Source organism: Alitabrizicola rongguiensis (genome assembly GCF_021491355.1).
In the GTDB taxonomy this organism is placed as follows: Bacteria; Pseudomonadota; Alphaproteobacteria; order Rhodobacterales; family Rhodobacteraceae; genus Aliitabrizicola; species Aliitabrizicola rongguiensis.
The window spans coordinates 39,530-59,298 of record NZ_JAKENF010000005.1 but is presented as its reverse complement, the minus strand read 5'-3'; the positions used below and the strand labels follow the sequence as shown (position 1 = coordinate 59,298).

Annotated in this window: 21 protein-coding genes; 5 read left to right on the top strand and 16 right to left on the bottom strand. The window is 65.4% G+C overall.

The genetic code is table 11. The features are described from left to right. The 5 genes from phnK to phnG are packed head-to-tail and all read right to left on the bottom strand — an operon-like array spanning window position 1 to window position 3,800. On the bottom strand, window positions 1-813 hold the full coding sequence (phnK, locus tag L0V05_RS18605; protein WP_234873184.1) for a phosphonate C-P lyase system protein PhnK: 813 nt from the start codon (window positions 811-813) through the stop codon (window positions 1-3). 8 nt (window positions 814-821) lie between these two features. Continuing rightward, window positions 822-1,682: an alpha-D-ribose 1-methylphosphonate 5-phosphate C-P-lyase PhnJ gene (locus L0V05_RS18600; RefSeq protein ID WP_234872999.1), complete on the bottom strand. Its 861-nt coding sequence runs from the start codon at window positions 1,680-1,682 to the stop codon at window positions 822-824. Continuing rightward, window positions 1,679-2,776 (bottom strand): carbon-phosphorus lyase complex subunit, encoded by a 1,098-nt coding sequence (locus L0V05_RS18595; protein ID WP_234872998.1) that lies wholly within the window; start codon window positions 2,774-2,776, stop codon window positions 1,679-1,681. The genes L0V05_RS18600 and L0V05_RS18595 overlap by 4 nt, the downstream gene beginning before the upstream one ends. Beyond that, a complete protein-coding gene (phnH, locus tag L0V05_RS18590) occupies window positions 2,776-3,345 on the bottom strand; it encodes a phosphonate C-P lyase system protein PhnH (protein ID WP_234872997.1) in 570 nt (189 codons plus the stop codon). The genes L0V05_RS18595 and phnH overlap by 1 nt, the downstream gene beginning before the upstream one ends. Then, window positions 3,342-3,800: a phosphonate C-P lyase system protein PhnG gene (phnG, locus tag L0V05_RS18585; RefSeq protein ID WP_234872996.1), complete on the bottom strand. Its 459-nt coding sequence runs from the start codon at window positions 3,798-3,800 to the stop codon at window positions 3,342-3,344. The genes phnH and phnG overlap by 4 nt, the downstream gene beginning before the upstream one ends. Window positions 3,801-3,904: 104 nt before the next feature. On the opposite strand from phnG, the gene phnF reads away from it, so the two are divergent. Then, the gene (gene phnF, locus L0V05_RS18580) at window positions 3,905-4,615 is read left to right on the top strand and encodes a phosphonate metabolism transcriptional regulator PhnF (RefSeq protein ID WP_234873183.1); all 711 of its coding nucleotides are present in this window, start codon (window positions 3,905-3,907) and stop codon (window positions 4,613-4,615) included. Window positions 4,616-4,684: 69 nt separating this feature from the next. Here the strand turns inward: phnF and L0V05_RS18575 are convergent, their stop codons facing one another. The 5 genes from L0V05_RS18575 to phnC form a co-directional block, all read right to left on the bottom strand. Continuing rightward, window positions 4,685-5,302: an LbetaH domain-containing protein gene (locus L0V05_RS18575; RefSeq protein ID WP_234872995.1), complete on the bottom strand. Its 618-nt coding sequence runs from the start codon at window positions 5,300-5,302 to the stop codon at window positions 4,685-4,687. 51 nt (window positions 5,303-5,353) lie between these two features. Continuing rightward, entirely contained in the window at window positions 5,354-6,691 is a 1,338-nt protein-coding gene (phnE, locus tag L0V05_RS18570; protein ID WP_234872994.1) for a phosphonate ABC transporter, permease protein PhnE, read from the bottom strand. Further along, a complete protein-coding gene (gene phnE, locus L0V05_RS18565) occupies window positions 6,688-7,569 on the bottom strand; it encodes a phosphonate ABC transporter, permease protein PhnE (protein ID WP_234872993.1) in 882 nt (293 codons plus the stop codon). The genes phnE (L0V05_RS18570) and phnE (L0V05_RS18565) overlap by 4 nt, the downstream gene beginning before the upstream one ends. Window positions 7,570-7,631: 62 nt before the next feature. After that, window positions 7,632-8,531: a phosphonate ABC transporter substrate-binding protein gene (phnD, locus tag L0V05_RS18560; protein ID WP_234872992.1), complete on the bottom strand. Its 900-nt coding sequence runs from the start codon at window positions 8,529-8,531 to the stop codon at window positions 7,632-7,634. 57 nt (window positions 8,532-8,588) lie between these two features. After that, a complete protein-coding gene (gene phnC, locus L0V05_RS18555) occupies window positions 8,589-9,413 on the bottom strand; it encodes a phosphonate ABC transporter ATP-binding protein (protein WP_234872991.1) in 825 nt (274 codons plus the stop codon). Window positions 9,414-9,680: 267 nt separating this feature from the next. Between phnC and L0V05_RS18550 the strand changes: the two genes are divergently transcribed. From L0V05_RS18550 to L0V05_RS18535, 4 genes are all read left to right on the top strand, one after another. Then, window positions 9,681-10,589: a hypothetical protein gene (locus L0V05_RS18550; RefSeq protein WP_234872990.1), complete on the top strand. Its 909-nt coding sequence runs from the start codon at window positions 9,681-9,683 to the stop codon at window positions 10,587-10,589. 124 nt (window positions 10,590-10,713) lie between these two features. Next, window positions 10,714-11,100, top strand: coding sequence for a COG4315 family predicted lipoprotein (locus L0V05_RS18545; protein WP_234872989.1), 387 nt, complete (start codon window positions 10,714-10,716; stop codon window positions 11,098-11,100). A 9-nt stretch (window positions 11,101-11,109) separates the two neighbouring features. After that, on the top strand, window positions 11,110-11,613 hold the full coding sequence (locus L0V05_RS18540; RefSeq protein WP_234872988.1) for a sigma-70 family RNA polymerase sigma factor: 504 nt from the start codon (window positions 11,110-11,112) through the stop codon (window positions 11,611-11,613). Then, the gene (locus L0V05_RS18535) at window positions 11,610-12,371 is read left to right on the top strand and encodes an anti-sigma factor family protein (RefSeq protein ID WP_406565993.1); all 762 of its coding nucleotides are present in this window, start codon (window positions 11,610-11,612) and stop codon (window positions 12,369-12,371) included. The genes L0V05_RS18540 and L0V05_RS18535 overlap by 4 nt, the downstream gene beginning before the upstream one ends. A gap of 76 nt (window positions 12,372-12,447) precedes the next feature. On the opposite strand, the gene L0V05_RS18530 is transcribed toward L0V05_RS18535, so the two are convergent. Genes L0V05_RS18530 through fabI form a run of 6 tightly spaced genes read right to left on the bottom strand, consistent with a single transcriptional unit; the run spans window position 12,448 to window position 19,755 of the window. Continuing rightward, window positions 12,448-13,101 (bottom strand): 3-oxoacid CoA-transferase subunit B, encoded by a 654-nt coding sequence (locus L0V05_RS18530; protein WP_234872987.1) that lies wholly within the window; start codon window positions 13,099-13,101, stop codon window positions 12,448-12,450. 10 nt (window positions 13,102-13,111) lie between these two features. Then, window positions 13,112-13,765 carry a CoA transferase subunit A gene (locus L0V05_RS18525; protein WP_234872986.1) on the bottom strand — a complete coding sequence of 218 codons (654 nt, stop codon included), beginning with the start codon at window positions 13,763-13,765 and terminating at the stop codon, window positions 13,112-13,114. Next, entirely contained in the window at window positions 13,762-14,949 is a 1,188-nt protein-coding gene (locus L0V05_RS18520; protein ID WP_234872985.1) for an acetate/propionate family kinase, read from the bottom strand. Before L0V05_RS18520 ends, L0V05_RS18525 begins: the two co-directional genes overlap by 4 nt. Then, on the bottom strand, window positions 14,946-16,337 hold the full coding sequence (locus L0V05_RS18515; RefSeq protein ID WP_234872984.1) for a bifunctional enoyl-CoA hydratase/phosphate acetyltransferase: 1,392 nt from the start codon (window positions 16,335-16,337) through the stop codon (window positions 14,946-14,948). The genes L0V05_RS18520 and L0V05_RS18515 overlap by 4 nt, the downstream gene beginning before the upstream one ends. Further along, complete coding sequence (locus L0V05_RS18510) at window positions 16,334-18,979, bottom strand: DUF3141 domain-containing protein (protein WP_234872983.1); 2,646 nt, start codon at window positions 18,977-18,979, stop codon at window positions 16,334-16,336. Before L0V05_RS18510 ends, L0V05_RS18515 begins: the two co-directional genes overlap by 4 nt. Before the next feature lie 11 nt (window positions 18,980-18,990). Then, window positions 18,991-19,755, bottom strand: a complete 765-nt coding sequence (gene fabI / locus L0V05_RS18505; RefSeq protein WP_234872982.1) for an enoyl-ACP reductase FabI — start codon at window positions 19,753-19,755, stop codon at window positions 18,991-18,993. Between the last annotated feature and the right edge of the window lie 14 nt (window positions 19,756-19,769).

The window sequence follows — 19,769 nt, the reverse complement described above, 5'->3', positions numbered from 1 at the left end:
TCACACCTGCAGGACCGAGGAGACCAGAAGCTGCGTGTAGGCGTGCCGGGGATCGTCCAGCACCTGATCGGTCAGCCCCTGTTCGACCACGCGGCCCCCCTTCATCACCATCAGCCGGTCTGCCAGCAGGCGCACCACGGCAAGGTCGTGGGTCACGATGATGACCGACAGGCCCATCTCGCGCACCAGCCCGCGCAGAAGGTCCAGAAGCCGCGCCTGCACCGAGACGTCAAGCCCCCCGGTCGGCTCGTCCATGAACACGAGCCGCGGTCCTGTGACAAGGTTCCGCGCAATCTGCAGGCGCTGCTGCATGCCGCCCGAAAAGGCGCGCGGCCGGTCGTCGATCCGGTCCGCTGCGATCTCGACCCGCTCCAGCCAGTCGAGCGCCCGCCCCCGGATCGCGCCGTAGTTCCGTGCGCCCACCGCCATCAGGCGCTCACCGACATTGCCGCCGGCACTGACGCCCATGCGCAGCCCGTCGCGGGGGTTCTGATGCACGAAGGCCCAGTCTGTCCTCGCCAGCCGGCGGCGCTCGGCCTCCGACATCGTCACTGTGTCGCGCGGCCCCTCGGCGGTGGCAAAGACCACTTCGCCCTCGTCCGGCGCCAGATGCCCGGCAAGGCAGGAGAGCAGCGTCGATTTCCCCGACCCGCTTTCGCCGACGATGCCCAGTACCTCGCCCGGCCAGAGATTGAAGCTGACCTCGGCGCAGCCGATCCGCTCGCCATAGCGTTTCGTCAGCCCACGAACCGCCAGAAGTGGCCGCTCCGCACACCGAAATTCCTGCGAAGTTTCAGAATTTTCGTAGAAAATTCGTGCGTTCACGCCGCCTCTCCCCCGAGCCGGCCCACCAGCCCCGCCGCCCGGCGCGTCCGACAATAGTCCGTGTCCGAACAGACGAACATCCGGTTGCCCTGATCGTCGGTAATGACCTCGTCCAGATAGCTGTCGCTCGCTCCGCACAGGTCGCAGTCATGCTCTGCCTTCGACGCGACGAAGGGGTGATCCTCGAAGTCGAGGCTCACAACCTGCGTATAGGGCGGCAGCGCATAGATCCGCTGCTCGCGGCCCGCGCCGAACAATTGCAGCGCCGGGTTGCCCGACAGCTTCGGATTGTCGAACTTGGGGATCGGCGAGGGATCCATCACATAGCGCCCTTCGACCCTGACCGGATAGTCGTAAGAGGTTGCAATCGTTCCGTGGCGGGCGATGTCCTCGTAGAGCTTCACATGCATCAGCCCGTACTCCTCGAGTTCATGCATCCGCCGCGTCTCGGTCTCGCGGGGCTCGAGAAAGCGCAAGGGTTCCGGGATCGGAACCTGGTAGACCAGGATCTGGCCCTCGGTCAGGGGCGTCTCCGGGATGCGGTGGCGCGTCTGGATGATCGTGGCCTCTGCCGTCGCTTCGGTCACCTCGACCCCGGCGGTCTTCTGGAAGAAACGGCGGATCGACACGGCGTTGGTCGTGTCGTCCGCGCCCTGGTCGATGACCTTGAGCACATCGTCAGGCGTCAGGCAGGCCGCCGTGACCTGCACGCCCCCTGTCCCCCAACCATAGGGCATCGGCATCTCACGGCTGGCGAAGGGAACCTGGTAACCGGGGATCGCCACACCCTTCAGGATCGCGCGGCGGATCATCCGCTTGGTCTGTTCGTCGAGATAGGCGAAGTTGTAGTCGCTCATGGCTGCTCCTCCGCCGCCAGATCACTCGGCTCCGTCTCGCGCCGCAGCTTGCGGATCAGTTCCAGCTCGGCCTGGAAATCCACGTAATGCGGCAGCTTGATATGTTCGAGGAACCCGGTCGCCTGGATATTGTCGGCGTGCATCAGCACGAATTCCTCATCCTGTGCAGGCGCTCCTGAGAAATCCTCGCCCAGCTCGCGCCAGCGCAGCGCCCGGTCGACAAGGCTCATCGAGATCGCCTTGCGCTCGCTCTGCCCCAGGACCAGCCCATAGCCACGGGTGAACTGCGCCGGCTCGGTTTTCGAGCCGGTAAACTGGTTGACCGTCTCGCATTCGGTCAGTTCGATCTCGCCGATCTCGACCGGAAAGCCGAGCTCCGGAACCTCCATCTCGACCGCGACCGTCCCGATGCGAAGCTCGCCCACAAAGGCATGGGTCCGCCCGTAACCGCGCTGCGTCGAATAGGCGAGCGACAGCAGGAACCCTTCATCCGACCGCGCCAGCGCCTGCAGCCGCAGCGGCCGGGACGCGGGAAGCTCCATCGGCTCGCGGGTGAGGTCCGGCACTTGCGCGCCCTCTTGAAGTTCAGACTGTATCAGTCCGTCTTTGTTGAGAAATTCCATGACATGCGGAACCTCTTCGACCTTGTCCACGGCGGGCATCGCCGGTTCGGCCGCATCAGCGCCTTCTGCCGCCAAGGCGAAGTCGATCAGCCGGTGGGTGTAGTCGAAGGTCGGCCCCAGGATCTGACCGCCCGGCAGATCCTTGAAGGTTGCGGAAATCCGGCGTGTCACCGCCATCGCGCCGGTCTCGACCGGCGCCGACGAGCCGAGACGCGGCAAGGTGGTCCGGTAGGCCCGGACGAGAAAGATCGCCTCGATCAGGTCGCCCCGCGCCTGCTTGATCGCCAGCGCAGCCAGATCCGGATCGTAGAGCGACCCCTCGGCCATGACCCGGTTCACCGCCAGGGTCATCTGTTCGCGGATCTGCGCGACGGTCAGCTCCGGCACGTCCCGGTCGCCACGCCGGACCTCGGCAAGCCAGGCATGGGCATTGTCGATCGCCCGCTCGCCGCCCTTGACCGCAACATACATCAGCCGGCCTCCACGCGGGTCGAGCGCGGCAGGCCGGCGATCTTGTCACGGGACGTCAAAAACGTGTCATAACCCAATGGGAAAATGTCACGATTCAGATGGAAAGCAGAAAGCTCCGGCAGCGAAAGCCGGGCCACTGTCTCGATCCCCGGCCCGGTCAGCACAGCCCCCTCATTGGTCAGTTCGTCCAACTCGACGATCAGAGTAGCAGAGCGATCGGGATAATCGGGCTGGCCGATGCGGAAACGGGTGACCGGCTGAAGCGCTTCCCACCGGCCAAGCGCAAAGGCGGCAGCACCGGGCGTGACCAACGGCGCGCCGGTATGAAAGGTGACCCAGTCGCGGATCTCGGGCGCATCATGGCCCGGCGCGAGATGCAGCGGTGTGGTCCGGTCGCAGAGCGTCAGCAACAGCACCCCCGCGGCGACCGACAGCGGCGCGGGCGGCTTTGCCCCGCCGACGCGGAGGATGCGGCCAGGTCGCGCCATTGCATCAAGCGCGGTGCGAAACGCACGCGCGGACTGGACCGGAGCATCGGCGAAGCCGCCGCCAAGCGCCTGCGACATCATTGGTCTTCCCCCCGGACCAGCGTGAAGAACTCGACCCGCGTCGTCGCCGCCCTCGCGGCGCGGGACGCGCGTCTGGCGGCTTCCTCCTGGGCAAGGGGCGACAGCACCTTGCCTTCCAGGTCCGGCGCAGCGTCGGTCTGCATCAGGGCATCGAGAATGGCCGCACGGCGGGCATGGTCGCGGTCGCGCCCCTGCACATGGGCATGGCCGACCTCTCCGCTTGCGAGCCTGACCGAACAGCGGGTCACGGTCATCTCGCCAAGATTGAACGGTGTCCCGGTGCCGCCGGCACGCCCCTGCACCATCACCGCGCCGATCTCGGGCGTGCGGAGCAGTTCATGAGCCGGCAGATCCGGCAGAAGCTCTCGCAGCCGATCAGGACCGGAGCGCGCCGCCAGCCCCATCCAGCGACGGCGGGCAAGGATTTCCTGCGAGAAGGGGCGTTCGACGGACATCTTGCGGATTTGTCCAGATCAATATACAACTAGACAAATATTATCCACAAGCCGCGCTTCACGCAAGCAATGGCCGGATGAAATTTTCATGACGGGAGGCGGAACTGGTACGCAGCGCGATCTGGAAAACCATCGCGGATACCTTGTCGGAGGAAATCGCCGCCGGGCATTACCGGCCGGGAGACAAGCTGCCGACCGAGGCGGACCTGTCCCGCCGCTTCGGCGTGAACCGCCATACCGTGCGCCATGCCCTGGCGGCTCTGGCCGAAGCGGGGACGGTCCATGCCCGGCGTGGTTCGGGCGTCTACGTTTCGGTCGTGCCGGCGGATTATCCTCTGGGGCGGCGGGTCCGGTTTCATCAGAACCTGCTTGCCACGGGACGGATCCCGTCCCGGCAACTCCTCTCGCGCGCGACGCGAGCCGCCAGCACGGAAGAGGCAGAGGCCCTTGGCCTTTCGCCAGGAGATGAGGTCCATGTGATCGAGGGGTTGTCACTGGCCGACGGAGTCGAGATCGCACATTTCCGCTCGGTCTTTCCGGCGGCGCGCCTGCCCGGTCTGATGCCGCATCTCGAACGCCTGAACTCGATCACGGCGGCGCTGACCAAGGCAGGCGTAACGGACTACACCCGCGCGTCGACCCGCATCACCGCTCAGGCCGCCAACGCTTTGATGGCGCTGCGGCTGCGCCTTAAGGAAGGGGCGCCGCTGCTGAAATCGGTATCGGTCAATGTCGACGGTCAGGGCGTCCCGGTGGAATACGGCACGACCTGGTTCGCCGGCGACCGGGTCACGCTGACCGTCGCGCCGGACTAGGCGCATCCATCGCGCCCGACTGGCCCTAACGGACCAAGAACGCCGTCGACGCCCTTGGTCGCGCCCCCGTCAGCCGCCGTACTTCTCGAGAAAGGCTTCGGCCGGCAGCGTCCGGAAATCGTCCAGCGCAGCCCGGAGGCGGCAATGATCCCAGTCCCACCAGGCAAGCGCCAGCAGCCTCTCGGCAATGGCGCGGGTGAAGCGCTCGCGCAGCGGCACCGCCGGAACCCCCGCAACGATCATGTAGGGCGCCACATCCCGCGTCACCACGGCCCCGGCCGCGACAACTGCGCCGATCCCGACGGTCACCTCGGGACGGATGATCGCGCCGTGGCCGATCCAGCAATCATGGCCAAGCTCCGTCCGGCGCGCCTTGCGTCGTGCAAAGAAGGATGGATCGTCCTTCGCATCCTCCCAGTAGTAGGACGAGCGGTAGAGGAAATGGTGGAGCGAGGCGTTCCCCATCGGATGGTCTGTCGGACCGATCCGGGTGAAGGCGGCGATATTCGCGAACTTGCCGACGGTGGTATTGGCGATGTCGGAATAGCGATCGCAATAGGCGTAGTCGCCGAAGGTCGAATTCTGGATGCGCGAGCCCTCGCCCACCTCGCACCAGCCGCCGAAGCTGGAATTCGAGATCTCGCAGCCATTGTGGACAAAGGGCTGATCGGCCGAGAGCTTAGGCATGCCGGGTCTCCTTTCGGGGTCCCGGATGTGTGACAGAGGCACGGCATCCACTCAATGGCCTCCCTTTATCAGCCGCTTCCGCAGCCAGCCCGAAAGGCTGTCCATCGCCATGACCATAAGGATGATGAGGAGGATGTAGTAGGCCACGTCCTCCCAATCCTTCTGGGTGATGATCGCCTGGGTCAGCAGCAGGCCGATCCCGCCTCCGACGATGGCGCCGATCACCGTGGCCGAGCGGGTGTTGGATTCGAAGGAATACAGCACCTGGCTGAGCAGGACCGGGATCAGCTGCGGGATCACCCCGAAGCGCATCCGCTGCGCGGCATTGGCGCCGGTCGAGCGGATGCCCTCGACCTGTTTGCCGTCGATGTTCTCCAGGGCCTCGGAGAACTGCTTGCCGAAGCTGCCGACCTCGGTGATGAGGATGGCAAGCGCGCCGGTCAGGGGACCAGGGCCGAAGGCTCGGGCCAGCACGATCGTCCAGATCAGCGCGTCAACACCGCGGACGAAGTCGAAGACGCGCCGCACCCCGAAACGCACGCTTCGGCTGGGGGTGAGGTTCGATGCGGCGAGGAAGGCCAGTGGCAGTGCGATGATCGCGCCAGTTGCTGTACCCAGGAAGGCCATCAGGATTGTCTCGAACAGCGCGCCGGCCACGTCGCGGTGATGCCACATGCGGTTGTTCCAGAATTCGCTGGCCATCAGCGCGATATTGGCCTGACCGGGATCGATCCGCTCTCCCGAAACAGCGAGTGCCGCGACTTCGAGCGGCCCCTTGCCATAGAACGGGCTGTCGATGGTGAAGAAGAACAGCTCCCACCCTGGCGCGTAGCGGAAGGTCTCGGTCTTGGCACGGCTGACACTGACCCGCCCCTGCGGACCTGTGACTGTGACCTTGGCATCCGAGGCGCTGATCCGCTCCTTGGGAAAGCCCGGCGGCGCGGTGAAGGTCACGCCTTGGGGCGTTCGTTCGATCACCACGTCGCCGGATCCCGGGATGGTGAAGGTGGCGCGGTCGCCCTCATAGGTTACCAGACTGCCGCGGCCGAGGTCGATATGGGTGATCCCGTCGGTTTCCTTCACCCAGGCGGGCCATTTGTCGCGCGGGTAAAGGCCCTTGGCCTCGCCCTCGATCGCGACAGAGACGGAACCGCTGCGCGCGTCACGCGTCACATGGGTCTTGTAGCTCCAGAAATCCGAAAGGAGCGTTGCGGCGTTGTCCATTCGTGCTCGCCCGGCGATGCCGGCAAAGTCGAAAGCGACGGCGATATAGATGAGATAGGCGAGGATCAGCGCCGGGATCAGGAACGAGAACCGGCGGCGGCGGGCGAACAGCGCCACCACTTCGCCGCGCAGGTCGCTGGTAGGCTGAAGCGGGAGGGAGGTCATTGGGCACGTCCCTTCACCAGCAGGTTGCGGTAATGGCTTGAGATCTGGTCGACGATGACGATGGTGACGAAAAGGAGAAGGAAGATCGCGACGACCTGGTCATACTTCCCCTGCCCCCATTGCATCGCGACCTTCAGGTCATAGCCGATGCCCCCCGACCCGACGAAGCCGAGGATGGCAGAGGCGCGGATATTGATCTCGAACCGCTGGAGCGCATAGCTCAACCAGTCCGGCGCGACTTGCGGGATGACGCCAAGCCACATCTTCTGACCCCAGGTCGCCCCGACCGAGGTCAGCCCCTCGACGGGCTTCAGGTCGGCATTCTCGGCCACCTCGGAAAAGAGCTTGCCAAGCGCTCCGGCGGTATGAAAGGCGATGGCGATCATCGCCGGAACCGGACCCCCGCCGAGGATGTAGATCAGGACCAGCGCGATCACCACCTCGGGGAGTGCCCGGAAGGCGTCCATCGAACGACGGAACACAGTGGTCAGGCGCGGCCAGCGGGCAAGGCCCCGGGTGGACAGAAGCGCAAGAAGAACCGCCGCGATCGCGCCAAGCAGCGTCGAGACGGCCGCGATGTTCACGGTCTCGACGAGCGACGGCAGGAAGGCGATCAGAAGGCCGGGAATGCGGGCACGGTTCGCCCACGCTTCCGACAGCACCTCGGCCGGAAAATCGCCAAGGTGATCAAGCCCGTCCCAGAAGCCGCCCGCATTGCGCGCATCGGCGGCGATGAAACCCGAGACAAGCAGGAGCAGGAAGATGGCCAGCAGCGCGAAGCTGTAGAGCCGCCTCTGCTGGACGAGGCGCAGATATTCGCCCTCCAGCCGAGGAGGCGGCCGGTCTGACGGCGCCGGATCGAGAACTATTTCGGTCATGCGCGGGCCCCTCGTCCGGACGGAAAACGGGCGGGGGTCATCCCCCGCCCGCCGCATCGGTCTCAGTTGGTCTGCGATTTCCGCAGCTCGATAATGCCCTGATAAGCGTCGAGCGTCACCGGCACGAAATCCTTCGCCTCGCCCGCGGCCACGCCATAGGCGCATTCCGGGTCGGTTTCCCACAGATCAGCGGTGATCTTGGTGACCTTTTCCTTCACGTCGGCCGGCAGGGCCGAGCGAACGACCATCGGGCCTTCCGGGATCAGCGACGAGCGCCAGATCTCGACGATCTCGTTCATGTCGACGATGCCGGCATCGGCGGCCTTGCGGAAGGCGCCGGAATTGTAGCCGTCTTCCCAGTTGCCGGTGCCGTCGGCCCAGCTCACGCCCGCCTGGAAGGCGCCGTTGGCAACGCCGACGATGGTTTGCTCATGCCCGCCCGAGAACTTCACTTCCGAGAAGTACTTGTCCGCGGCCTCGCCGACCTGCTTTTCGATCTCGAAGTTGGGAACGAGATAGCCCGAGGTCGAGTTCGGATCGGCGAAGGCAAAGGTCTTGCCCTTGGCATCGGCCAGCGAGGTGATGCCGCTGTCCTTGCGGGCGAAGCCGATCGAGTAGTAGCCGGTCAGACCATTGGTGTTTTCCTTGGTCAGTTCCAGATCGACCGCGGTCGGATCGGTCAGGTAGATCTTGGCGAAGGCCGAAGCGCCGAGCCAGGACATGTCGATCGTGCCGCCCAGCATCCCCTGGATCACGCCGTCATAGTCGGCCGGGGTGAAGAGCTTCACCGGAACGCCAAGCGCGTCCTCAATCTTCTTGCGGTAGCATTCGTTCGAGGTAATGCGGTCCTGGGCATTCTCGCCGCCGAGGATGCCGATGTTGAAGCCGGTGATCTTGTCTTGGGCCAAGGCAGCGCCGGCCAGCGCTGTGGAAGCCGCAAGGATCGCAAGGGTCAGTTTCATGTCGTCTCTCCTTATGGGGGCGCGGGGCGATCCCTGCGCCCGGTCAAAGCACTGCTTTCACTGGGAAATCATCGTTTCGGCAAAGCGCCGGTCCGGGCCCGAGCCAAGCCTGTCGATCGAGGTCGAGGTCGCGTCTTCGCTGAAGCTCTCGTCGGCGCCGTAGATGTCGCGGGCGACGCCGGTCGAAAGCTGATCGGGCGTCCCGTCGAAGACGATCCGCCCGTCGCGCATCCCGATCACCCGGTCGCAGTATCGCCGCGCCGTGTCGAGCGTGTGGAGGTTCGCAACCACCATGCGCCCGTCTTCTTCGTGGATGCGACGGAGCGTATCCATCACAACCTGCGCGTTCATCGGGTCGAGGCTGGCGATCGGTTCGTCGGCGAGGATCACCTTCGGGTCCTGCATCAGCGCCCGCGCAATCGCCACGCGCTGTTGCTGCCCGCCCGAAAGGGCCTCGGCCCGCTTCGGCGCCTGTTCGGCGATGCCCAGACGATCAAGGATCTCGAGCGCCCGGGTGATATCGGCGGCGGGCCAAAGGCTGAACATCGTCGCCAGCGTCGAGCGGCGGTTCAGCAGCCCGTGCAGAACGTTTGAGGCCACGTCAAGGCGCGGCACCAGATTGAACTGCTGGAAGATCATCGCGCACTGGCTTTGCCAGGCGCGCTTGGCCGAGCCTTCAAGGGTGAGGATGTCGCGGCCTTCGAACAGGATCTCGCCCGAGGAGGCATCGGTCAGCCGGTTCATCATCCGAAGAACGGTTGACTTGCCCGCACCGGACCGGCCGATGATGCCGATGAAGGCGGCGCGGTCGATCACGAAGCTGGCGTTATCAACCGCTGCCTTGCGGCCGAACATCCGTGTGACGTTCCTGAGTTCCAGCACGCGCAGCCCCCGGTTGGTTGCCGCCGAGATAGGGAACGAACGTAACGGATCGATTGCAAGCCAATGAAGGTTTATTGAACTGCGGCCGACGACCGCGGCAGACCGCACAAGCCGGAAGTCCAAGAACTTGGCGCGCGAAGACGAAACAACTCTCTCAAATGGCTTGCATATTCAAAGAAAATCCAGAACGAGTCCTGCAACATCATCCGATGACTAACAGCGGATAGGTATCCCTGCCTTACCCGAACGTCAGCCCGAAGAAGCCAGATGTCGCATGTGTTCGCCCGAAAACTGAGCCTGACTGCCGTGCTGCTGGGCTGCGGCACGCGCAAAGAGCTTTGCGCCCGGTTCCGGGCCGTCAATCCGCAGACCGAAGTCGATCTCGAGCGCAGCTTCAAATGGCTTCAAGGTCGGGCCCTGCCCCGTTCGCCGACGGTCTATGAGGACTGGGCGCGGCTGATCGGCACACAGCGCGGCGGCACGTGGATATCGGCCTGTTCCGAGGATGCGTTTCTGGACGAGCTGTGCCTGCTCTACGGCACGGACAGAACCGATCTGCATGTCCGGGCTCAGCGGTTTCTGGGCGAAGGCGGTGCCGCAGCGACCTCGGATGCGCTTCTGGGCCAGTTTGTTGCCTATTCCTGGGCGTGGTCGCCCTTTCACGCTGGTGAACTGATCCGGGGGCATGTTGCCTTCGCCGAGGCGGCGCGGGGCAGGCTCGACATCGTCTATACCGAGGCTATCCCCGGCGGCCGCATCGAATTGAGCGGACAGGCAGCGCGAAAAGGCAGGGTCATTCACGGCAACCTCGTTGCGCGCGGCGACGAACAGATTGACCTGTTGCTTCTGGCGCCGGGCAGGCCGGCCGGCGTGCTGGTGGGCCTGATCCAGGGCCAGACCATCGCCACGGCCGAATTGCAGCTTGCCAGTTCGCGGATCGTGCTCTTTCGGAGCGCAACGAGCATCTCGCTCCCCACGGGCCAAGACGGCAGCTATCTGCCCGCCGACCCGATCGCCCTTGCGGCGGACCTAGAGCGGCAGGCGCCTGCCGTGCCGCTGCCGGGTCTAGCCGATCTGACGATTTCCTTTTTGTCACGACCGCCATCCGCCGGCGCCCTTGGTGTCGAGGCGGCAGATCTGGCCCGCTTTCTGTCGCTGACCGTGGCCCAAGGCTGAACCTCGACTTCACGATCCTGTGAGGCTGCGGATGCTTCTCGGGGTGCCTTCGTCTTTCTCTCCAGACGCCCTCCAAGGGTGTCCTGCCCCGGGCCGGTTGTCCGGATGCGATGGAGAGAACGACATGAACGGATTTTCCACGACGCTGACCGCCGCCGCCTTCATCCTTGCCGCTGGTGCTGCGCAAGCCGAAACCGGCATCATGACTGGCACGACTTCTGCCGGACCGGCCCTGACCGATTCCAGGGGCATGACACTTTATGTCTTCGACAAGGACAGCGGCGAAGCTTCGGCCTGCTACGACAAATGCGCAGCCAACTGGCCGCCGCTGCTGGCTCCTGCAGGCGCCAAGGCCGAGAAGGATTTCGGGCTGATCACCCGCACGGACGGCGCGATGCAATGGACCTACTACGGCAAGCCGCTGTATCTGTGGATCAAGGATGCCAAACCGGGCGATGCGACGGGCGACGGGTTCAACGGCGTCTGGCATGTCGCCAAGCCGCAGGACTGACCGCCGGCAATGACCTTCCTGGACGAGATCGAGGCCTGTCTGCCGTCGCTCAGACGCTATGCCTTTGCCTTGCTGCGCAATCGCGATGCGGCCGACGATCTTGTCCAGGATACGCTCGAGCGGGCGCTGTCGCGCCGGCACTTGTGGCGAGGCGAGGGTCCGCTGCGGGCCTGGCTTTTCCGTATTCTCCTCAACCGCTTCCGCGACGATCGGCGGCGCGGCCGTGCATCGCTTACCGTGGTAGGTGTCATGGTCGAACCGGCCGTCAGCGGCGGGCAGGACGAGCGGCTTGACCTGCGCGAGGTGCATGAGGCGATGGGACGGCTACCCGCCGACCAGCGGGCGGCGCTGCTGCTGGTGGGGCTGGAAGGCATGAGCCTTGCAGAGGCCGCGCGCATATTGGAGTTGCCAGAGGGCACGCTCGCCTCGCGGCTGGGGCGTGCCCGGGCGGAACTCAGGACAATGACGGGCCGGAGCGGCCCCCGGGGTGAGAGGAAGGCGGCGGAACCGTGAGCGGGATGCCCGAACTCGACGATGCGGCGCTTCTGGCGCTGCGGCACGGCAGCGCGGCCGACAAAGCGCGGCTGGAACGGATGGCCGAGGGCGATCCTGCCCTGCGCGAGCGGCTGGCCGAATGGGACCGGCAGGATGCAGCGCTGCATGCGCTTTATGACCCCGTGGCAGAGGAACCCCTGCCCGAGCGGCTGACCGCGGCCCTTGCCCGCCCGGCTGCGCCATCACCGCGCATGTGGCGGTTCGCGGCAATGCTGGCCCCTCTGGCGGTGGGCATCGCCCTCGGCTGGGGTGCCGCGCACTGGACCGGCGATGGCGCGGGCGGCGCGGACAGCCTGCTCGCCTCGGCGATCCGCGCGCATGACACCTATGTGGTCGAGGTGGTCCACCCGGTCGAGGTGCCCGCCAGCGACGAGGCGCATATGACCAAGTGGCTCTCCAAGCGCGTCGGCCAGCAGCTTGCCGTGCCGGATCTGACGGCGAACGGGTTCCACCTGGTCGGCGGTCGCGTGCTGCCCGACACGCGCGGCGCTGCGGCGCTGATGATGTACGAGGACGATCAGGGCCAACGCCTGACGCTGTATATCGCGCCCGAGCCGCGCCAGCCCGAAACGGCGCTGCGCTTTGCCGACAAGGGCCCGACGCGCGGGGTATGGTGGGTCGAGGGCGATCTCGGCTGTGCCGTGGTGGGCGATCTGCCCAAGGACCGTCTCAAGGCGGTCGCGACGCTGGCCTACGACCAGTTGACCGGGGCGTGATGGCCCCGGCCCGTTCGACCGCAAATTGCTTGCAAGACGTCTGCCGGAAGCCTTCAAGGGCTTTCCGGCGAGGCCCTCAGGCCAGTTCCATTTCGCGCAGGTCGGGCGCCAGCGTCAGGGGCGCTCCGGTCTGGGCACGCACCTCGTCCACGCTGATGCCCGGGGCGGTTTCGGTCAGCACCAGTCCATCCTCGGTTGGAATGATCACCGCAAGATCGGTCACGATCAGGTTCACCCGCCGCAGCGAGGTCAGCGGCAGGCTGCATTCGGCGACGATCTTCGGCTCGCCCCGCGCGCTGTGCTGCATGGCGACGACGACCGATTTCGCGCCGGTCACCAGGTCCATCGCGCCGCCCATGCCGGGAACCATCTTGCCTGGCACCTTCCAGTTGGCGAGTCGTCCCCTCGCATCGACCTGAAGCCCACCCAGAACAGTCATGTCGAGATGCCCGCCCCGGATCAGCCCGAAGCTCATGGCACTGTCGATCGAGGCCGCGCCGGGAACGGCAGTTACGAACCCGCCACCGGCATCGGTCAGGTTCGGGTCCTCCATCCCTTCCGGTGGTCGCGCGCCCAGGCCGATCACACCGTTCTCGGCCTGGAAGAACACCCCGGCATTGGCAGGGACGAAGTTCGCGACAAGGCTCGGCAGACCGATCCCGAGATTCACGAGCATTCCGGGATGAATCTCGCGGGCCACGCGGCGGGCGATCAGTTCCTTGGCATCCATGGCGGCTCCCTTAACGCGCGCGTTCGATAAGGTGGTCGACAAGGACCCCCGGCGTCTTGACCGCGTCGGGCGGGATCACGCCCACCGGCTCGATGGCATCAGGTTCCGCGATCACGGTGGCCCCGGCCAACGCCATGATCGGGTTGAAGTTATGGGCGGTTAGCGAATAGGCGAGGTTGCCGACGTAATCGGCCTGATGGGCGGCGATCAGGGCGAAGTCGCCCTTGATCGGCTTTTCGAGAAGGAAGCGCTTGCCATCGACCTCGATCACCGGCTTGTCGTCCTCGACCTCGGTACCAAGACCCGTCGGCGTCAGGATGCCGCCGAGGCCCACGCCGCCTGCGCGGATGCGTTCGACCAGCGACCCCTGCGGCACCAGTTCCACATCGATTTCGCCTGCGATCATCTTGGCCTGCGTTTCGGGGTTCAGCCCGATATGCGAGGTGACAAGCCTTGTGATGACGCCGGCCGTCACCAGCTTTCCGATGCCGTGGCCCGGCATGGCCGTATCATTCGCCACGACAGTCATCCCGCGGGCGCCGCGCGCGACAAGCGCGTCGATCAGCCGATGCGGGCTGCCAACACCCATGAAACCGCCGATAAGCAGCACCGATCCGTCAGGGATGAGGGCTGCTGCCGCCTCGGGCTTGATTGCTCGCTTCACGCTGCCGGCCTTTCGCTGTCCGCCACCAGTCTGCGCGCCCCGCGCGCGATGACCAGTTCCTCGTTTGTCGGCAGGACCATCACCCGGACTTTTGCCCCATCTTTGCTCAGGAGCGGCGCATTCTGCTCGTTTCGCGTCTCGTCGATGGAGAGGCCGAGCCAGTCCATCCCCTTGCAGACCGCGGCTCGCACCGGCGCCGAGTTCTCACCGATCCCGGCTGTGAAGATCAGGGCATCCAGCCCGCCGAGAACCGCCGTCAGCCCGCCGAGTTCGCGCCGGATGCGCGCGATGAAATAGCCGACGGCCTGCCGGGCTTCGGGCGTGTCCGCCGCTTCGAGCTCGCGCATGTCATGCGACAGGCCCGACAGGCCCAAGAGGCCTGATCGTTTGTAAAGCAGGTCCGAGATGGCATCGCCGTCCATCCCCTCCTGTTGCATCAGGTAAAGAAGCGCGCCGGGGTCGATCTGGCCGCAGCGCGTGCCCATGGCAAGGCCGTCAAGCGCCGAGAAGCCCATGGTCGAGGTCACGGACCGCCCGCCGTTCAGCGCGCACATCGAGGCTCCGTTGCCCAAATGGGCGATGATCACCCTCCCCTGCGCCAGATCGGGGTCGATCATGGCCAGATGGCCGGACACATAATCGTAGCTCAGGCCGTGGAACCCGTAGCGGCGGATGCCCTTGTCGAAATAGGCGCGTGGCAGGGCGAAGGCATCATTCTCGAAACTGTGGCCCCGGTGAAAGGCCGTGTCGAAGCAGGCGACCTGAAGGGCGTGGGGAAAGGTCTCGATCGCGGCGCGGATGCCGGCAAGGTTATGCGGCTGGTGCAGCGGCGCGAAGGGCGAAAGGCGGTCGAGGGCGGACAGCACGGTCTCGTCCACTCGGACGGGCGCCGCGAAATCCGGCCCCCCATGAACCACGCGATGGCCCACCGCCGCCACGCTCAGGCCGGGAAAGGACATCTCCAGCGCCACCAGAGCGGTGGCGAGCGAGCGGGTATGGCTCGTGTAGTCGCCCCCTTTTGGCAGGGGCAACGCGCCCCCGTTGCCGTCCTTCAGCCGCATCTCCCCGTCTGCGCCGATCCGGTCGACCAGACCGGTCGCCAGCGGGATGTCGCCTTCCGGCGGGAACAGTGCAAACTTGAGCGAGGATGATCCGGCGTTAAGCGTCAGGATCACCTGCTTCATTTTCCGACTCCACGGATGCGTGCGTCATGCAGCGCCGCGACCGCGCAGGAGGCGAGCCGCGACTTTTCGCTGTCGGATCGCGAATTGAGGATGACCGGCACCTTTGCGCCCATCACGACCCCTGCCCCCTCGGCGTGGCTGATGAAGGTCAACTGCTTCGCCAGCATGTTGCCGGCATCGAGACCCGGCACCACGAGAATGTTGGCATGGCCCGCCACGGCCGATCGCAGGTTCTTGGTCCGCGCCGCGGCAATGTCGACCGCGTTGTCCATCGCCAGCGGTCCATCGACCAACCCGCCCTTTATCTGGCCGCGCTCGGCCATCTTGGACAGAAGCGCCGCGTCTATCGACGACTGGATCGCCGGGTTCACCGTCTCGACCGCCGAGAGGATACCGGCCAGCGGGGTTTCGATGCCGATCGACAGCGCCAGGTCGATGGCATTCTGCACGATATCGACCTTGGTCGCCAGATCGGGGGCAATATTGATCGCCGCATCCGTCACCAGAAGCGGCGACGGCATTCCCGGAACATCCATGACGAAGATATGGGTGAAGCGGCGGCCAAACCGCAGCCCTTTCTCCTTGTCCAGCATCGGGCGCAGCAGGTCGTCGGTATGGAGGTGGCCTTTCATGACCGCCGCCGCGCGACCTTCGTGCACCAGTTCGCAGGCGATGCGCGCCGCGGCTTCCTGCCCCGGCTCAGCAATCAGTTCGAACCCCGAAATGTCTTCGCCCAGACGACCGGCGGCGGCGCAGATCAGGTCGGGATCACCAATAAGGATCGGCGTGATGATGCTTTCCTTTGCCGCCAGGATCGCGCCGCCGAGCGAGTTCTCTTCTTCCGGCGCAACGACGGCCGTCACTAGCGCGGGCAACGGCCGGGCACGTTCCAGCAGCGCATCGAAATGGCGGTGGCGCTGCACGATCAGTCCCGGGATTTCCAGCTCGTCTGTGATAACCTTGCGCGTGGGCGCGATCACTCGCGCCTCGCCGGTGACAATGACCTGACCGTCCGAAACCCGGGTAACCTCGGTCATCAGGGTGACGATGCCATCGGCCTCTTTCGCCTTGACGGTCGCCCGCGCAACGAGTTCCTCGCCTGCCTGCGACCGGCCGCGGAAATCCAGCGTCTGCGCCCGGTAGAGTGTCCCCGGGCCGGGCAGAAAGTTGCCGAGAACCCCGGAAATCAGCGAGGCGACGAACATGCCCGGCGCCACGCCCTGATCCGGTTCGCCATCGCCGTCGCTGTCCTGCCCGGGCAGGTGCAGCGGGTTATGGTTTCCCGACGACTGCGCGAAGATATAAAGGTCGTCGACCGTGATCAGCCGTTTCAGTTCGGCAGTGTCTCCGACGGCAAGCTCGTCATAGGTGCGGTTTTCCAGTTTCAATTTTCGGTGTTCCTGCTTGCAGCGCGGCGCAGTGCCGCCCGACGCGGCACCCTGCCAGAAGCTTCGGTCATCGGCCGGGCGGAGGTCAACGCTTGGTCCGCATCGGTACCAGTCTCGACGAACGGCGCAGCGTCGCCGGAAGCCGCCGCCTCTTCTGACGGTCCTGCCTCGACGGCCGGACCGACTGCCGCCGTTTCGGTTGCGGCCGCCGACCGGGAGAAGGTCGGCGCGAAGCCTTCGGCGGAGATGCTTTCCAGCGGATCCTCCAGGATATCGGCGGTAATCGGCGGCAGGCCCAGCACATCATGGAAGCGCTGCAGCAGTTCCAGAGTATGGGGCGTCATCTCTTCGATTTCACCCGGAATATACTGCACGACCTGTACGGCCAGTTCACGTTGCTCGCGCGTTTTCAGCAGCAGCGGCAATGTCTCGATCGCGCGTTCGGTGTCATAGGTGGCGATCAGCGTCTGCTCGTGGATGATCAGCGCCCGTTGCTGGGCGGAAAGAGAGGCAAAGGGCTCGTCCATGGTCAGGACACGGCTTGACCGCTCAAGCCGGTCGCGGCGGACGCCGCCGCGGTTCTCGGCCAGCAGCACCAGCATACGGATCACCGCCTCGACGAAGCCGCCGCGCTCGATGTTGTAGATCGCTGCCTGGACCTCGGGCAGGTTCCGCAGTTCCGAGCTGTTCTTGAGCGTGCGGCGCGCCTCGTGGGTGCGGCCGAAGACCCGCGCCCAGGGGGTGTTCCACATCGCGTGGAAGGCCAGCTCATAGGTCATGTCCCGCGCATCGCGCCAGAAGTCGATCGCCTGCTCGGCCGCATCGACCCACAGCGCCTCGACCTTCACGAAGGGGTTGTGATCGCTGGCGGGTTCGCGGCTTTCGGCGACCCGCTCGGCCAGGTTTTCGACCGATTTCATCACCGGGTTCTTCGACGAGGCAAGCGCCCGGGTCAGGCGCAGCGGATGCAGGGCGCGGCTGACTTCGGCGGTGGTCTCGGTCACGGCCGCCTTGACGAAGGGCCGCATCACCATGTCATAGGCCTGAGACTGGAATTCCGAGGCGCGCGCCACGGCGGCGAAGGGGCGTTCGTCTTCGACCCCGTCATCGAGCTTGCGGATGTCGTCCAGCGTGCGCTCGACGAAGCCGACGGTGAATTGCCGGTTCTGGATGTCGCCGTGATAATCCTCGATCACCATCTCGTAGAGACCGGGCGCCAGCGCCTCGATCGTGGCCAGGGTCGAGGCGACCTCATTATGTTCCTTGTTGGCGATCTGCGAGGACACGAAGATGCCCAGATGGCCGACCTGTTCGTGCACCATGTAGATGATGCGCTGGCCGCGGATGCGGATTTCCTGCACATCGGCATAGGTCTCGGCGATCCAGTTCAGCGCCTGCTGCGGCGGGGTGATATTGTCGCCGTGGCTGGCGAAAACGATGATCGGCGCGCGGATCGCCTTGAGGTCCACCGGACGGCCCGGCTCCAGCCGCGCCTCGTTCTTGACCAGGCGATTGCCGACGAACAGCTGCTCGACGATCCAGTGGATCTCGGGCTCGTTCATCAGGAAGAAGCCGCCCCACCAGGTCTCGAATTCAAGGAACCGCGCTTCGGCCGACTTGTCGCCGGCATCGCGGAACAGGTCGGCATATTTGCGGAACATGGTCCGACCTGGGTTCAGCAGCTCGAAATTCTGGACCAGATGCGCGCCGTCGAAGACGCCGTTGCCAAGATCGGACAGGAACATCGGCACCCAGGTACCGCCCAGCACCCCGGCATTGTAGCGCATAGGATTGACGCCCACCTCGCCCGCCCAGGGCGCCACCGGCGCGCCGTTGACCACGATCGGGCCGGTCAGGTCGGGATTGGTCGCGGCCAGAAGCAGCGTCGCCCAGCCGCCCTGACAGTTGCCGATGATGATCGGCTTCTCCGACAGCGGATGGCGGCGCATCACCTCGCGGGCAAAGGCGGCCTCGGCCCGGGTGACATAGGACAGGTATTGCCCCGGCTCGGGCTCGCGACGGAACGAGACGAAATAGACCGGATGGCCGTGGCGCAGGGCAACGCCGACCTGGCTGTCTTCCTTGAAGCCACCGATGCCCGGCCCATGCCCGGCGCGCGGGTCGATGATGATGTAAGGCCGCTTGGTGTCATCGACCGCCACGCCCTCGGGCGGAAGGATGCGCAGCAACTGATAGTTCGACGGAAAGGCGAGGTCCTTGCCGTCCATCACGGTCTCGTAGTCATAGACCAGAACCGGCGGGCAGCCTGCCGCTTCGTGCTCGAGGAAGATGTCGCCCCGTTTGCGCAGCGTATCCATCGCGAGCACGGCGCGCTGAGAGGCGTCGCGCAGATAGTCAGTCCAGGCTTGGGCCAGGCCGCCCCCCGCCTGCTCGTCGCGCAGAGTGCCGATCAGGGCGCGCGACTTGCCGATCAGGGAGCGCGCACGCTCGGCATGGGTTTCCTGAATGCGGCGGCTGTGACGAAGCGCGGCGGTCGACAGGATGTCGCCGGCATGCGTCATGCTGCCTATCTCGCGCTGTGCGGCCTCGAGCGCGGCGGTCTGAATTGTGATCACATCGCTTTCAGGACGAGGGATCGCGGGTTGGGTCTGTGGGTCGAAGAGGTCGAAAACGCTGGCCATGAAAGGCTCCTTCAGGCGATAATCGAATAGCCGCTGTCTATGTCATGGACCCCGCCGGTCAGATTGCGCGCCTCGCGCGAGGCGAGGAAAGCCGCCACCGCGCCCACGTCCTCGATCGAGACGAGCGTATGCATGGGCGCCTTTTCGGCTGCGGCATCGAGCAGCTGGTCAAAATGCCCGATCCCCGAGGCCGCGCGCGTCTTGAGCGGTCCGGGGGAAAGCGCGTGCACCGAGATGCCCTTCGGCCCGAGTTCGGCGGCGGCATAGCGCACCGCGCTTTCCAACGCAGCCTTCACCGGGCCCATCATGTTGTAGTTCTTCACCACCCGGCTCGAACCGAAGAAGGACACAGCCATGCAGGTGCCACCATCCGGCATCATCGGCTCGGCCAGGCGGATCATCCGCAGGAAGGAATGCACCGAAACATCCATCGCCAGGGCGAAACCCTCGGCCGAGCAATCGACGACCCGCCCGTGCAGATCGTCGCGCGGGGCGAAAGCGATCGAGTGAAGAAGGGTGTCGATCCGGCCCCAACGCTCTGCGATCTCGGCAAACACGGCCTCGAGTTGGCCGGGCTTCATCACGTCCAGAGGCAAGACGATTTCTGCCCCAAGCTCTTCCGCCAAGGGGCGCACATGGGGTTCGGCCTTCTCGTTGAGATACGTGATGGCAAGATCCGCACCCTGCGCCCGGAAGGCCTTGGCGCAGCCATAGGCGATCGAACTGTCATTGGCGACGCCGACGACGAGGACCTTGGTTCCGGCAAGTGAGAACATTGGATCAGACCTTC

What these genes read in the sequence shown, in the direction of transcription:
- L0V05_RS18600 (WP_234872999.1), bottom strand. Translation starts at nt 1,682, where the DNA reads ATGAGCGACTACAACTTCGCCTATCTCGACGAACAGACCAAGCGGATG.
- L0V05_RS18595 (WP_234872998.1), bottom strand. Translation starts at nt 2,776, where the DNA reads ATGTATGTTGCGGTCAAGGGCGGCGAGCGGGCGATCGACAATGCCCAT.
- phnH (WP_234872997.1), bottom strand. Translation starts at nt 3,345, where the DNA reads ATGATGTCGCAGGCGCTTGGCGGCGGCTTCGCCGATGCTCCGGTCCAG.
- phnG (WP_234872996.1), bottom strand. Translation starts at nt 3,800, where the DNA reads ATGTCCGTCGAACGCCCCTTCTCGCAGGAAATCCTTGCCCGCCGTCGC.
- L0V05_RS18575 (WP_234872995.1), bottom strand. Translation starts at nt 5,302, where the DNA reads ATGCCTAAGCTCTCGGCCGATCAGCCCTTTGTCCACAATGGCTGCGAG.
- phnE (WP_234872994.1), bottom strand. Translation starts at nt 6,691, where the DNA reads ATGACCTCCCTCCCGCTTCAGCCTACCAGCGACCTGCGCGGCGAAGTG.
- phnE (WP_234872993.1), bottom strand. Translation starts at nt 7,569, where the DNA reads ATGACCGAAATAGTTCTCGATCCGGCGCCGTCAGACCGGCCGCCTCCT.
- phnD (WP_234872992.1), bottom strand. Translation starts at nt 8,531, where the DNA reads ATGAAACTGACCCTTGCGATCCTTGCGGCTTCCACAGCGCTGGCCGGC.
- L0V05_RS18550 (WP_234872990.1), top strand. Translation starts at nt 9,681, where the DNA reads ATGTCGCATGTGTTCGCCCGAAAACTGAGCCTGACTGCCGTGCTGCTG.
- L0V05_RS18545 (WP_234872989.1), top strand. Translation starts at nt 10,714, where the DNA reads ATGAACGGATTTTCCACGACGCTGACCGCCGCCGCCTTCATCCTTGCC.
- L0V05_RS18540 (WP_234872988.1), top strand. Translation starts at nt 11,110, where the DNA reads ATGACCTTCCTGGACGAGATCGAGGCCTGTCTGCCGTCGCTCAGACGC.
- L0V05_RS18530 (WP_234872987.1), bottom strand. Translation starts at nt 13,101, where the DNA reads ATGGATGCCAAGGAACTGATCGCCCGCCGCGTGGCCCGCGAGATTCAT.
- L0V05_RS18520 (WP_234872985.1), bottom strand. Translation starts at nt 14,949, where the DNA reads ATGAAGCAGGTGATCCTGACGCTTAACGCCGGATCATCCTCGCTCAAG.
- L0V05_RS18510 (WP_234872983.1), bottom strand. Translation starts at nt 18,979, where the DNA reads ATGGCCAGCGTTTTCGACCTCTTCGACCCACAGACCCAACCCGCGATC.
- fabI (WP_234872982.1), bottom strand. Translation starts at nt 19,755, where the DNA reads ATGTTCTCACTTGCCGGAACCAAGGTCCTCGTCGTCGGCGTCGCCAAT.